The organism is Saccharothrix sabaoui (assembly GCF_051756985.1).
Classification (GTDB): Bacteria; Actinomycetota; Actinomycetes; order Mycobacteriales; family Pseudonocardiaceae; genus Actinosynnema.
Genome location: NZ_JBPKJK010000215.1, coordinates 1 through 12,972, shown reverse-complemented (window position 1 = coordinate 12,972; position 12,972 = coordinate 1). Strand labels below are relative to the sequence as shown.

Genomic DNA, 12,972 nt, shown 5'->3' with positions numbered 1-12,972 from the left:
AGGGACCGCTCCACCGCCTCGACCAGCTCCGGGGGCAGGGAGGGCCGGCCGGTGTCCAGCAGCCAGCGCTCCAGCGCCCGGCCGGGATCACCGAGGTGGGTCGTCGTCCCGGCCGCGGTGGACCGCACCGAGCCGTTCTGCACGACCACCTCGGACTCCCCGCCCCGCCCTCGGACGTGGACCAGGAAACCCCGGTACCCCAGGGGGTTGGCGAGCGCCGTCGGCGGTGCGGTGGGCAACGCGGCCACCTTCGCCGTGAAGGCGTCCGCGTCGGCGGGCGGCAGCGACCAGGTCGGGTTCGGCTTGCCGGAGAAGATGTCCAGTTCCACTTCCACCGCGCGGTCCCCTCCCGGTGTCGTGCTCGGCGCCACCCCGGGTGTGGGTGGCGCCGAGCCGCAGCTCGCGAGCACGAGCACCAGGAGGACCCAGGCCACGGCCATCGCTAGGCGACCAGCGCCGTGCTGTTGTTCTGGTAGAAGTACCCGCAGAAATCGGTGTAGTTGCCCCGGCAGCAGTTGTTCGGCGCGTACCCGCTGCCCTGGTACTGGTAGATGCTGTTGCCGCAGTCGTCGGTGTACTTCGCCGGTGTGCCACCGGGCTTGTGGCCCCACCACCAGTAGGGGGTGCCGGTGACCAGCCGGTAGAAGTGGTAGTCCACACCCGGCCAGATCACCATCACGATGGTCAGCGTGTTGGTCTGGCACCCGTCCAGCCAGCCGTCCGCGCGCAGCCCGTCGGTCACGCCGCCGCAGGTGATCGACGTCGCCGGGCGACCGCCGTAGCGCCCCGGCAGCGCGTAGCGCGAGTTCGCCAGGTGGTTGCTGGCGAAGCAGTAGCAGTTGTTCCTGGTGACGTAGGCGGGGTCGTTGAACAGGGCGGCGTTGGCGTTGAAGTAGTTCGACCCGCACGACCACCACGTCGCGCCCGCGGCCGAGATGTCACCGCCCTCACCCGCCGGCCCGTGCGGTCCCTCGCCGCTCAGCCGCGGCTGGTGCTCGTCGGTCGGCAGCGGGACCTGCCGCGGGTCCGCCGCCGCCCAGGACGACTCCAGCAGCACGACGCCCTGCCCGGCCACCTCGCGGAGTTCGTCGGTCACCGCGGTCTCGCGGCGTTCGGACGTGCCCAGCAGCCACTGGGCGATCGGTTCGTCCGCCGGCCTGCTGCCCACCCGGAACTCACCGGGCAGCGACCGGCCGGCGGCCAGCCTGGTCGAGCTCCACACGCCCGTGTCCGGTTTGACCAGTCGGACGAGCAGGCCGCGGTAGCCGAGGCTGAACTGCTCGTCCTCCGTGGCCGCCGGTGAGAGCTGGCCCGGATCGGCGGTGACCCGGTCGAGCAGCTCGCGCTCCTCGGCCTCCGAGAGCACCCACCGCGGGTTGGGCATACCCGAGAAAATGTCCAATTCGACTTCCAACATGACGGCACCTCCCCAGTGCCCCCTCAGGGATACTCCGACTGTGACCCAGATCACTAGGGTCTTTCGGCACGTACCGGGGCCGGGACCGGCTCCGCCACCACCGAACCCTTGTGCCCCAACAGGTCCATCGACGACCGATGGGTCCCGCGGCTGTCGGCGCGGCCACCGCCGACAGCCGCGTCAGTCGTGGTCCGGGCGACCGGTGAGGTGGTGGTCGGCGGCCTCGACCGCCTCGGCGAGCAGCCGCCGCACGTGCCCGCCGCGGGCGCGGTAGACGGCGCGGCGGCCGTCCCGCCGCACCGACACCAGGCCGGCGAGCTTGAGCTTGGCCAGGTGCTGCGACACGGCGGGCCGCGCGATGCCCACGGCCCCGGCCAGCGTGGTCACGTCGTACTCCTCACCGCACAGCAGCCACATCATCCGCAACCGGGTGCCGTCGGCCAGCATCCGGAACCCGTCCACGGCCGCTTCCACGTGGCCGTCGGCGGGCAGCCGTCGCCAGTCCGGCGTCGTGGCCCCATCGTCGCGTGCGCGCATGAGCACCAATGCTCCCACCGGCGCGGACGTCCGACCACAGCGGACCCGCCGTCCGCGGCATCACTGGTCGACGGGCTTGGAGCGCGGGTCGTCGAACCAGCTCCCGGTGAACGCCTTGAGGGCGTCCAGGTCGAACGCGTCGCAGGTGAGGGTCCCGTAGGCGTGCACGGCCTTGAGCAACTGGGTCTGCCCGGGTTCGGCCCCGGCGACGACGCGGTTGCCGTCCGGGCCGGTGACGTGGGCGCGCAGCGCGTCGAGGTCCCCGCCCGCCAGGCCGCTCGGGTAGTGCACGAGCACGTAGCCGTCGCCGAGGACGTGGGCGAAGTCGGGCTCGGGGTAGGTCTCGGTGGGCTCGTAGAAGTCCTTGGGCGGGTGGCCGCCGTCGCCGAGCCGGTAGGTCTCCTCGTTCGGGCCGGTGGTGCACGACCTCACCGCGTCGCGGTCGGCCAGGGCGGGCGGGGACGTGGCGACGAAGGGCAGCGCGACGGCGGTGACCAGTCCGGCGGCGGCCAGCAGGACCCCGGCGGCGCGGGGCGCGCCGGGCCAGGTGACGAAGCGGGCGAACACCCTGCCGAGCAGGACGAGGACCGCGATGGCGGCGAGCTGGCCGATCTCGATGCCGACGTTGAAGGCGACCACGCGGACGAGCAGGCCGTTCTCCGGCAGTCCGAGGTCCTGCAGGCGGGTGGACAGGCCCAGGCCGTGCACGAGGCCGAAGCCGAGGACGGCGAGGGTGAACCAGCGCCGGTGCTCCGGCCTGCCCAGGATCGCGACGACGCCGACGAACAGGACGCTGAGCGCGATGACGACGTCGACCGCGACGGCGTCGACCCGCCAGCCGGCCAGGGTGCCGACGACGAGGGTGGTGCTGTGGCCGAGCACGAACACGGAGACGAGGCCGGCGGCGCGGCGCAGCTCGCCGGCCAACAGCACCACGCCGGCGATGAACAGCAGGTGGTCCCAGCCGAGCAGCATGTGCTCGACGCCCAGCGGGACGAACTCCCAGGGGGTCTTGCCGGCGGCGGAGCCGATGCCGTGGGCGGAGGCGGTGCCGGGGAACCCGGCGAGTGCGGCGGTCAGGACGGCGAGCGCGGTCGCCGTGCGGCGTGGGGACACGGTGGTTCTCCTGGACAGCGTGGGGGACCCGCCCGGAGGGGCGGGGACGGGGGTTCGCGGTGTCAGGAGGGGGCGGGCGGTCCGCGCCGGGGCGTGGTGCGGCGCGGCGGGGCGGTGCGGACCGCGGCGCGGTCGTCGGCGACGAGGGCCACCCACAGCGGCCGGTGCGCGCGGAACGCCGAGGGGACCACCGGCCACCAGGCGGCGAGCGCGCGGGCGACCGCGAGCACGGCGGCGTCCGCGCGGGCCAGTACCAGCCCGGTGAGCAGCGCCGCGGCGGCGTGCCCGACGAGCATGCCCGCACCGGCCCCGTACCCGTGGTGGGTCAGCCCGGACAGCCAGGCGAACCCGAGGTGCAGCACGGCCTGCGAGAGCCCGAGCAGCAGCAGCGCGTCCACCGTGCCGCGACAACGCGTCACCAGCGGCCGTCCGGTGAACGCGAGGAGCGCGGTGAGCAGGACCGCGGTGCCGACGTCGGGCGGCTCACCGGCACCCGCGCCGTGCGCGACGCACGCCAGCACCGTCGAGGTCACCGCGAACGCCGTGCTCCGGGCCGCGGGCACGACGGCGCGCTGCGCGGGCCCGGAGGTGGTCACGGTCGCAGGGTAGAGCGGCGGCGCGGGCGCTGTCACCGAGGAGCGGGCAGCGGGGCGGCGGCGCGTTCGATGAGCATGTCGGTCATCGTGCGGATGTCGGATCTCTGCGTGACCAGCATCTGCGCGGCGAAGTTGCGCAGGATCCCCACCGACGCGCGCTGCTTCGCGTGCTCCATCATCGACATCCCGCCCTGGTGGTGGCGGGTCATCAGCTGCAGGTAGTAGACGTCGAACTCCACCCCCGCCAGGCCGCGCAACCTGGTCAGCTCCTCCGTGGTGGCCATGCCCGGCATCAAGGCCGCGCCGGACGGGGTGAACCCCGCCGTCGAGTCGTGGCCGTGCCCGCCTTCCACCATCCAGCCCATGTGACCGGTCGGCGAGGTCACCGGCTGCTGCCAGAACGCCAGCCAGCCCTGCATGCGGCCGATCTGCTCGATCTGCATCGTCTCCACGTCGAAGGCGAGCTGGAGCACCTCGGGATCGGCGGTGCGGTCGCGGGCGAGGGTGGACATGGTGACCGCCTGCTGGTGGTGCGCGGTCATGTCCTGGGAGAACCCCACGTCCACCGGACCGGGGCGGGGTTCCACCGGTGCCGGTGCCCGCAGCAACGTGCCGAGGAACACGCCGACCACCGCCACCGCCGGCACGCCCGTCGCGATGACGACCCACCGCTGCCGCGGTGCGCGGGGCGGCGGGGCGTCCCGGTCGAAGGCGATCCCGTCATCGCTGATCACGGTGGTCATACCGGGTGGGTCTCCATCGTCGGTGGGGGTGCGCGGCCGGAACGTGGTCAGTGTGGCCGGCGCAGGGGCGTTCCGGCGAATCGCGTTCGGACGCCGGCGCGGGTGCACGGGAGTGGCTGTTGCCAGTCGTGCGCTGTTGCAACGTAGTCGCGTGCGCACATGAGCACGTATGGTGTCACCGCACTCGCCCCAGGACGACGCCACCAGGAGGAGCGCAGCGATGCTCGCCGTGTTGTCGAACCGCACCTACCGGCGGTTGTTCACCGCCCAGGTCGTCGCCCTGACGGGCACCGGGTTGGCCACGGTCGCACTCGGCCTGCTCGCCTACGACCTGGCCGGACCGGACGCGGGCGCGGTGCTGGGCACGGCGTTCGCGATCAAGATGGTCGCCTACGTCGGCATCGGCCCCCTGGCGGCTGCCCTGGCCGCGCGGTTCCCCCGCAAGCGCCTGCTGGTCGGCCTCGACCTGGTGCGCGCGGCGGTCGCCGCCGTCCTGCCGTGGGTCGACCAGGTGTGGCAGGTCCACCTGCTGATCTTCCTGCTCCAGGCGGCCTCGGCGGCGTTCACGCCGACCTTCCAGGCCACCATCCCCGACGTCCTCACCGAGGAGCGCGACTACACGCGCGCGTTGAGCCTGTCGCGCCTGGCCTACGACCTGGAGAGCCTGCTCAGCCCGTTGCTGGCCGCCGCCGCGCTGCTCGTGATCGGCCACGACCAGCTGTTCGTCGGCACCGCGATCGGGTTCACCGCCTCCGCCCTGCTGGTGGTCGCGGCGGCACTGCCCGCCGCGCAGGGCAGCACCCCGACCGGCCGCCCGCTCGCCGCCACGACCCGGGGCGTCCGCGCCTACCTGCGCACACCGCGCCTGCGCGGGCTGCTCGCCGTGCACCTCGCCGTGGCCGCCGCCGGGTCGGTGGTCCTGGTCAACACCGTCACCTACGTCCGCGACCTGCTCGGCCGCGACGAGACGTCCGTCGCCGTCGCGCTCGCCGCCTACGGCTTCGGCTCCGCCACCGCGGCCCTCGCCCTGCCGCGCCTGCTGGACCGGTGCCGCGACCGCCCCGTCGTGCTGCGGGCGGCGGCCTCGCTCGCAGTCCTGCTCGTCGCCGCCGCCCCGGCGACCGCGTTCCCCGGCGACCTGCGCTGGCCGGCCCTGCTCGTGCTGTGGGCGGCGATCGGGGCCGCCGGGTCACTCGTGCTCACCCCGGGCGGACGCCTCCTGCGCCGCTCGGCGCACCGACCGGACCTGCCCGCCGTCTTCGCCGCCGACTTCGCCCTCTCCCACGCCTGTTGGCTGCTCTGCTACCCCCTCGCCGGTTGGCTGGCCACCACCACGTCCGCGGCCACGACCCTGTTGGTGCTCGGCGCGGTCGCCACCACCGCCACGGCGGCCGCGGTCCGGCTGTGGCCCACCGACGACCCCGAGGTCGTCGAGCACGACCACCACGACCTCGCCCCGGACCACGACCACCTCGACGGTGCCGTCCTCGTCCGGGGACGCCACCGCCACCGGCACGCCTACCGCATCGACGACCTGCACGCCCGCTGGCCCGCCTGACCCGCGCGGGACCGCACCCCGCCGGCCCGGCCGCGATACGATCCGGGCACGGCCCTGGAGGGTGCCGCCGGGTTCGCGGGCAGGACCGAGTCCACCTCCGCACCGGACCACGACCGCACCACGACGATCTCTTTCGACCCGAACGCGGACCACGGGGCGACGAAGGAGACGTCATGCCCGAACTCCCCGCGCGCCCGGACCCGGACCAGCTGCGCCACCGTGCCAAGGACCTGCTCAAGGCCGCCCGGCGCGGCGAACACGAGGCACTGGCCCGCCTACGCGCGGTCTCCGACCGGGTAGCGCTCTCCTCGGCGCAGCTCGCGATCGCCCACGAGCACGGGTTCACCGGCTGGACCGCCCTCAAGCGCGAGGTCGAGCGCCGCGCGGTCCTCGACAGCCGGGACCTCCGACGGCTGGCGCGGCTGCTGACCGAGCACCCCGACTCGGCCACCACCAGGATGCGGCGCTGGAGCGACCACACCGAGGGCGTGGACGTGCTCGGCTACGTGGCCATGCTGCGCTTCGACCACCGCAGGCTCGGCCTGCCCGACGAGCTGCCCGGCACCGGCGCCGTGGTCAGGGCGCTGATCGACGCCGGCGCCCCGGTGGACGGCCACCCGGGTGACAGGGAAACCCCGCTGATCACCGCCGCGAGCTACGGCGACGCCGAGGTCGCACGGGTCCTGGTCGAAGCCGGAGCCACCCTGGAAGCCACGTCCGCGCCCGACTCCGGCGGCGTGCCGAACGGCACCGCCCTGGCGCACGCGGCGGTCTTCGGCATGACCGAGGTCCTCGACGTCCTGGTGGCCGCCGGAGCACGGGTCGACACCCTGGAGATGGCCGCCGCAGCAGGCGACATCACCTCCTGGCCACTGGACCGCGCCTCCACGCAGAGCCGCCTGCGGGCACTGGTGTTCGCCGCCGACCACCAACGGCTGGACGTGGTGGACCGGCTGGTGGCCGCCGGCACCCCGCTGAACCAGGCCGACGCCGACTGGGGACGCCTCCCCCTGCACGTAGCCGCCCACAACGGCCGCCCCGCCGCCGTCCGCCACCTGCTCACCCACGGCGCAGACCCCGCCCTCCGCGACCCCCGCCACCACCGCACCCCCCTGCAGTGGTGCCGCGCCGCCGACCACCACCGCGACAGCCCGGCGCACGACGAGGTCGAAGCACTCCTCCAGCCACTCACCGAATAGCACCGCCCGGCAGTCGGGCCCCGTCCGGCCCGAACAGGAATTCCTGCGGAGGGAGCGTCGTGGAAGGCGGAGCGCGTTACGACGACGAGGACGGCGACGACCACGTCACCAACCACCTGGAACTGGGCTGCGGCAACGTCGTGCAGGCAGGGGTCGTGCACGGTGGTGTCCACTTCCACACCACAGCGGTGACGCCGCAGTCCCCGACCGCGCCGGCACCCGACCGGACAGCGGGCGATCACGACGTCCGCGCACCGATGTCCGGCGGGGAGTCCTCCGCTCCGCCTCGGCACGCGGTGTGCGGTCTCGCCCCGTGCGCCACCGCGAACGGCACACCGCTGGTGCCGAAGAGCCTGCCGCGCGACCTCGCCGACTTCACCGGTCGCGAACACGAACTCCGCCGGCTGTTCGCCGCCGTCGAACGAGCCGCGGGCGACGGGGCCACCGCCGTCGCCATCCACGCCATCGACGGCATGCCCGGCGTGGGCAAGACGACCCTGGGCGTCCACGCCGCCCACGTCCTCGCCCCGAAGTACCCCGACGGCACGCTGTTCCTCAACCTCTGGGGACACACACCGCGGCAGGAACCCCGCGATCCCCTCGACGCCCTGCACGCCCTGATGGTGGACATCGGCGTACGACCCGACGTCCTCGCCCGGCACAGCACCCTCGACGACCGCACCCGCCTGTGGCGCGGTCTGGTCGCGGATCGCCGGCTCCTGATCCTGCTCGACGATGCCGCCGACCACCACCAGGTCACCCCTCTGCTCCCCGGTACCAGGGGAAGCCTGGTTCTCATCACCAGCCGCAACCGCCTCCCGGAACTCGACGGCGTCCACCCCCTCACCCTCGACGTCCTCCCGCCCGCCGACGCCGCCCACATGCTGCTGCGCCTGGCCCTGCGAACACCCGATCCCGCCGAAGCCGAGCACGTGGCCCGGCTGGTCGAGCTGTGCGGACGGCTGCCGTTGGCGATCGCCATCACCGCGTCCCAGCTCCGCACCCACCCCACCTGGTCCGTCCGCCGGCTCGCGGACATCGTCGCCGCCCAACTCACCCAGGACACCGGGAAACTCGGCGAGCTCGACCACGGCGACCGTTCCGTCGAAGCCGCCTTCGACACCTCCTTCCACGACCTGCCGGCGGACCTGCGCTCGATGTTCGCGCTCCTCGGCGTCCACCACGGTCCCGAGATCGACGCCCCCGCCGCCGCGGCGCTCGTCGGGACCACACCCACGCGCGCCCGCCGCGCACTCGACGCCCTGCACCTCCGACACCTCGTCCAGGAGACCGCTCCCGGGCGCTACCGCCTGCACGACCTGCTCCGCGCCTACGCCCACACCCGTGCCACCCGCCTGGACCTCGGGCACCGAGGACAAGCCACCACCAGGGCCCTCGACTACTACCTGCACACCGCGCACACCGCCACCCGACTCCTGCCCGCACGCCGCACGCGCAGCACGCCGGTCACCCCCACCGCTCCGGCACACCCCACCGCGATCACGACCACGGACCACGCCGTCGACTGGCTGACCACCGAACTGCCCACCCTCGTCACCGCCGTCGAGCACACCCACACCACGCACCCCACCCACACCCTGTGCCTGTCCACCACCCTCTACCCGTACTTCCGCGCGGTCGGGCACTGGCACCACGCCTGCGCCATGCTGCGCACCGCCCACGCCACCGCCGCGCGAACCGGCGACCTGCGCGCCCGAGCCGCCGTGCTGAACGACCTCGGCTACGTGTACCGCAGACAGGGCGACCTGGACGCCGCGGCAGCCGCCCAGACGCACGCTCTCGAACTCCACACCCGAAACGGAGACCCGGTCGGGCAGGCCGCCACGCTCACCGACCTCGGCTACGTGCACCTGTTGCGGGGCGAGCTGGACGCGGCGGCCGACACTTCGAGGCGCGCGGTGGACCTGTACGCCCGCAGCGACGACCCGTCGGCCCACGCCAACGCGCTCAACAACCTCGGCCGGGTGCACCTGCTGCGGGAGGAGGCGGACGAGGCGGCCGACACCCTGATGCGGGCGCTCGACCTGTACCGCCGCAGCGAGGACCCGCTGTCGCAGGCCAACGCGTTGAACAACCTCGGTTACGTGCACCTGCTGCGAGGCGCATCGGCTCAGGCGGTGGACGCGCAAGCACGGGCATTGGACCTGCACACCCGCAGGGGCGATCTGCTGGGGCAGGCGAACGCGCACCTGGGCCTCGGCATCGCCCACCACCGACAACACGAACCCGGCCCTGCCCGTGCCCACCTCAGCCGTGCCCTGCACCTCTTCACGAGTGGCCAGGACGTCGACGGCCAAGCCGAAACCCACAACGCCCTCGGTGACCTCGCCCTCGACCACCCCGAAAGCGGAGCCGCCCGCACCCACTACACCACCGCACTCGACCTCGCCCGCACGTGCGGAACCAAACTCCACGAAGCCAACGCCCTCGTCGGCGAAGCCCGTTGCCTCCACCGCGCCGGTGACAGCCGGCACGCCATCACCCGCCTGCACGAAGCACTTGTCGTCCAACGCGCGGTGAACAGCCCGCACGCAGCCCGGACCACCCGCCTCCTCGCCGCCCTCGACCCCGAACGACCACGTGGACTTGCTTCGGCGCCACATCGGTGCGAAAGACCAACTCGCTCGTCCCCTCCCGGGTGCAGCCCGGGCTGTGCAGGCCGGTGATCGGGTCGCCGGTGTGCGCGGAAAGCGCGGTGGGCGCAGCCCAGGACGCAGCCGGCGCAGCCCCGGAACACCCGCTCCCCGTCAGGCGGGTTCGCCGGCGCGCACCTTCGCGCGGCCCGGCGTCCACCAGTTCAGGTCACCGAGCAGCGCCATCGTGGCCGGGACGAGGAGGCACCGGACCACGGTCGCGTCCACCGCGATCGCGACCGCCAGGCCGACGCCGAACATCTTGATCGTCGGGTCGTCGTTGGGCACGAACGCGAGGAAGACCCCCACCATGATCGCCGCCGCCGCGGTGATCACGCCGCCGGTGCCGACCAGGCCCTCGCGCACCGACCGCAGGTTGTCCCCGGTCAGGCGGAAACGGCGCCGGACTTCGCTGAGCAGGAACACCTCGTAGTCCATCGACAGGCCGAACAGCAGGGCGAACAGCACGAGCGGCACGAAGCTCGGGATGGGCACCGGGCCGGAGAGCCCGATCCACGTCGCGCCCCAGCCCCAAGTGAACACCGCCGTCAGGACGCCGTAGGCCGCACCGATCGACACCAGGTCCACCACCGCCGCCTTGAGGGCGAGCAGCGGCGCCCGGAAGGCGAGCAGCAGCACCACGACCGACAGCAGCAGCACGACCCCGATGACGAGCGGCAGCCTCTCGGTCACCCGGTCCGCGAGGTCCACCCGGGCGGCGACGTTGCCGCCGACGTGCACGCCCACGCCCGGCACGGACAGGTCGCGCAGGCGGTGGACCAGGTCCGCCGTCGCCGGGTCACCGCCAGGGGTCGAGGCGATCACCTGGACCGTGACGAGCCGCCCGTCCCCGGCCGGTGTCGCCGGCCCGACGGCGGCCACCCCCGGCTGGGCCCGCACCGCCGCCACGAGCGAGGACGACCGGGGGTCACCCGGATCGGCGACCGGTGTCGACAACCGGCCGAGCACCGTGATCGGCGTGCCCGCGCCCGGCCCGAACGCGGCCGACACGGCGTCGTTCGCCTGGCGGACGGCGGTCGACTCGGGCGACGACCCGGCGTCGAGCTGACCGAGCCGCAGGTCCACCGCCGGCAGGGCCAGCAGGACCAGCAGCACGAGCGCCACCCCACCCGCCGGCCAGGGCCGGCGCGTCACCCGGTCGGCCCCGCGAGCCCAGGTACCCCCGGAACCGGCGAGTCGGACCACCCGCTCGTGCAGCGCCCCGCCACGAGCGAGCCGCGCCCCGACGAACGAGGTCAGCGCGGGGAGCAGGGTCAGCGCGGCGAGCACGGCGAACGCCACCGCGACCCCGCACGTCCAGGCGAGCGTCTGCAGCAACGGCACGCCGGTCAGCCCCAGGCCCGCGAGCGCCACCGCGACCGTGACACCGGCGAAGGCCACCGCCGCACCGGCGTCACCGGCCGCGCGCTCGACGGCCTCCGGCACCGCGAGGCCCGACCGCGCCAGCGCGCGGAACCGGCTGAGCAGGAACAACGAGTAGTCGATACCGACGCCGAGGCCGATCATGAGCGCCAGGGTCGCCGCCTGGGCGGGCATCGGGGTCAGGTTCCCGGCGAGCCCCACCACCTCCAGCGTCGCGAGTACCGACAGCGCCGAGGTCAGCAGCGCCGGCAGCGCGCCGACGAGGCCGCCGAGCGCGAGGAACAGCACCAGGGCGGCCAGGGCCAGGCCGAAGTACTCGTCGCCGGTGCTGCCCGAACCGTCGACGGCCTGGGCGAACGCCCCGCCGGGCAGCACCCGCAGGCCGGCGTCGGCGGCGGGCCGGGCGGCGTCGGTGACGGCGAGCGCCACCGCCCTGGTCAGCTCCGCCCGCCGGACGTCCAACCCCACCGTGAACCAGCCCGTGCGCCCGTCCCCGGACAGCGACCCGGCCCGGACCGAGGGCGCTTCCACCGAGGTCACGTGCCCGACCGCGCGCAGCGAGGCCGCCGTCGCCGCCAGCACCCCGGCGCGGGCCTCGTCGTCCAACCGCCCGTTCGGGGCCACCAGGACCACGGTCCCGGCGGTGAGCGGGGCCGCCGACGACGCGGTCAGGTCCCGCACGAGCTGGGCGTCGGTGCCCGGCAGGCTCACGTCGTTGTCCGTGGGCGTGCCGATCAGCCTCGCGCCCGCCACCGAAGTCAGCACCAGCAGCACCCACGCGCCGACCACGACGAACCGGTGCCGGACGCAGGCCCGGCCCACCGCCGCGACGACGCGCGCCACCCGACCGTCGTGCGGCACGCCGTTCATCGGTCCCCCAGCGGCCCTCACCGCGACGGGAGGGCGTGTTCGGCGAATCCGGTGGGTCGCACCGGTGGCGGCCGAACCTAACAGACGCACCGGAACCGCTCCGGGACAACGGTGGAGACGGGCTCGACCCCTGCGGTTCACCGGATAAATCCACAGTGGACCGATCACCTGGAAGAACGTTCCACCACCGGCCATCGGGAGCTAAAAATGTTAGCGCTAACTTTAGCTGCGCGGACCATTCACACGTGAGGAAGCCAGCTCAGAACCCTGTTACAGCCGCACTTGGGAGCGTTCCCTTACGCCGGTTCGGCCTTTTGGACCAATCCGTCGACCAATTTCCGAACAGCTTCTTGTGAACGTGAACACAGACCTGTAACACTCCTGTTCGGCACGTTCGGGCAGACCTCCCACCGCGTCCGCCGCCGCGCGGGGCCCGAAGTCCGGACATGCCGGGTGCGAGGCCGATGTCGGCGTCGCGCCCGCCGGTCCACACCGCCGCGCGGTGCCCGGCAGTCCTGCCCGCCACCGCCCGGGAACCCGGGTGGACCCCGGAGAGTGTGGAAGATGGAACTGACACCGAGGTCAGTGTCACGAGCGGCGCTCGCGTCGACGGTCCCGACGGCCCCGCCCGGGACCACCGACCGGCAGTGGCGACCCCTGCGCGTCGGCTGACCCGTCCTCACCGCGCTTCCGTCCCCACAGCGCACCCGCCCCACAGCGCACCCGTCCCACAGCGCACCGTCCCCACCTCGACGAAGAGGAGTACGTCCATGGTCCGGTCAGGTCACCACCCACCCACCACCGTCCCACGCGTCCGCGGGCATCGCCTGGCCGGTGTCGTCGCCGTCGTCGCCGTGCTGCTCGGCGGGCTGCTGGCGGCGCTCGGCGCGACTCCCGCG

10 protein-coding genes are annotated in these 12,972 nt (G+C 73.8%); 3 read left to right on the top strand and 7 right to left on the bottom strand.

All coding sequences use genetic code 11. From position 1 onward, the window contains the following. The 6 genes from ACR807_RS37960 to ACR807_RS37935 form a co-directional block, all read right to left on the bottom strand. Positions 1–335 (bottom strand): hypothetical protein (locus tag ACR807_RS37960; protein WP_438926355.1); only part of this gene is annotated, 335 nt, incomplete at its 3' end. Positions 336–442: 107 nt separating this feature from the next. Further along, positions 443–1,384, bottom strand: coding sequence for a hypothetical protein (locus ACR807_RS37955; protein WP_438926354.1), 942 nt, complete (start codon positions 1,382–1,384; stop codon positions 443–445). A gap of 213 nt (positions 1,385–1,597) precedes the next feature. After that, positions 1,598–1,954 (bottom strand): ArsR/SmtB family transcription factor, encoded by a 357-nt coding sequence (locus tag ACR807_RS37950; protein WP_438926353.1) that lies wholly within the window; start codon positions 1,952–1,954, stop codon positions 1,598–1,600. A 60-nt stretch (positions 1,955–2,014) separates the two neighbouring features. Continuing rightward, entirely contained in the window at positions 2,015–3,070 is a 1,056-nt protein-coding gene (locus ACR807_RS37945) for a HupE/UreJ family protein (RefSeq protein ID WP_438926352.1), read from the bottom strand. Positions 3,071–3,132: 62 nt separating this feature from the next. Further along, a complete protein-coding gene (locus ACR807_RS37940; RefSeq protein ID WP_438926351.1) occupies positions 3,133–3,666 on the bottom strand; it encodes a hypothetical protein in 534 nt (177 codons plus the stop codon). A 32-nt stretch (positions 3,667–3,698) separates the two neighbouring features. Beyond that, a complete protein-coding gene (locus ACR807_RS37935; RefSeq protein ID WP_438926350.1) occupies positions 3,699–4,409 on the bottom strand; it encodes a DUF305 domain-containing protein in 711 nt (236 codons plus the stop codon). Positions 4,410–4,629: 220 nt separating this feature from the next. On the opposite strand from ACR807_RS37935, the gene ACR807_RS37930 reads away from it, so the two are divergent. From ACR807_RS37930 to ACR807_RS37920, 3 genes are all read left to right on the top strand, one after another. Further along, the gene (locus tag ACR807_RS37930; protein ID WP_438926349.1) at positions 4,630–5,967 is read left to right on the top strand and encodes an MFS transporter; all 1,338 of its coding nucleotides are present in this window, start codon (positions 4,630–4,632) and stop codon (positions 5,965–5,967) included. A 173-nt stretch (positions 5,968–6,140) separates the two neighbouring features. Next, positions 6,141–7,166, top strand: coding sequence for an ankyrin repeat domain-containing protein (locus ACR807_RS37925; protein WP_438926348.1), 1,026 nt, complete (start codon positions 6,141–6,143; stop codon positions 7,164–7,166). Between the two features lie 59 nt (positions 7,167–7,225). Further along, positions 7,226–9,853, top strand: a complete 2,628-nt coding sequence (locus tag ACR807_RS37920) for an ATP-binding protein (protein ID WP_438926347.1) — start codon at positions 7,226–7,228, stop codon at positions 9,851–9,853. Between the two features lie 81 nt (positions 9,854–9,934). Here the strand turns inward: ACR807_RS37920 and ACR807_RS37915 are convergent, their stop codons facing one another. Continuing rightward, the gene (locus tag ACR807_RS37915) at positions 9,935–12,073 is read right to left on the bottom strand and encodes an MMPL family transporter (protein WP_438926346.1); all 2,139 of its coding nucleotides are present in this window, start codon (positions 12,071–12,073) and stop codon (positions 9,935–9,937) included. Positions 12,074–12,972: the final 899 nt, after the last annotated feature.

Excerpts from the sequence above, each read along its gene's own strand:
- ACR807_RS37955 (WP_438926354.1), bottom strand. The coding sequence starts at position 1,384 with ATGCCCAACCCGCGGTGGGTGCTCTCGGAGGCCGAGGAGCGCGAGCTG.
- ACR807_RS37950 (WP_438926353.1), bottom strand. The coding sequence starts at position 1,954 with ATGCGCGCACGCGACGATGGGGCCACGACGCCGGACTGGCGACGGCTG.
- ACR807_RS37935 (WP_438926350.1), bottom strand. The coding sequence starts at position 4,409 with ATGACCACCGTGATCAGCGATGACGGGATCGCCTTCGACCGGGACGCC.
- ACR807_RS37930 (WP_438926349.1), top strand. The coding sequence starts at position 4,630 with ATGCTCGCCGTGTTGTCGAACCGCACCTACCGGCGGTTGTTCACCGCC.
- ACR807_RS37925 (WP_438926348.1), top strand. The coding sequence starts at position 6,141 with ATGCCCGAACTCCCCGCGCGCCCGGACCCGGACCAGCTGCGCCACCGT.
- ACR807_RS37915 (WP_438926346.1), bottom strand. The coding sequence starts at position 12,073 with ATGAACGGCGTGCCGCACGACGGTCGGGTGGCGCGCGTCGTCGCGGCG.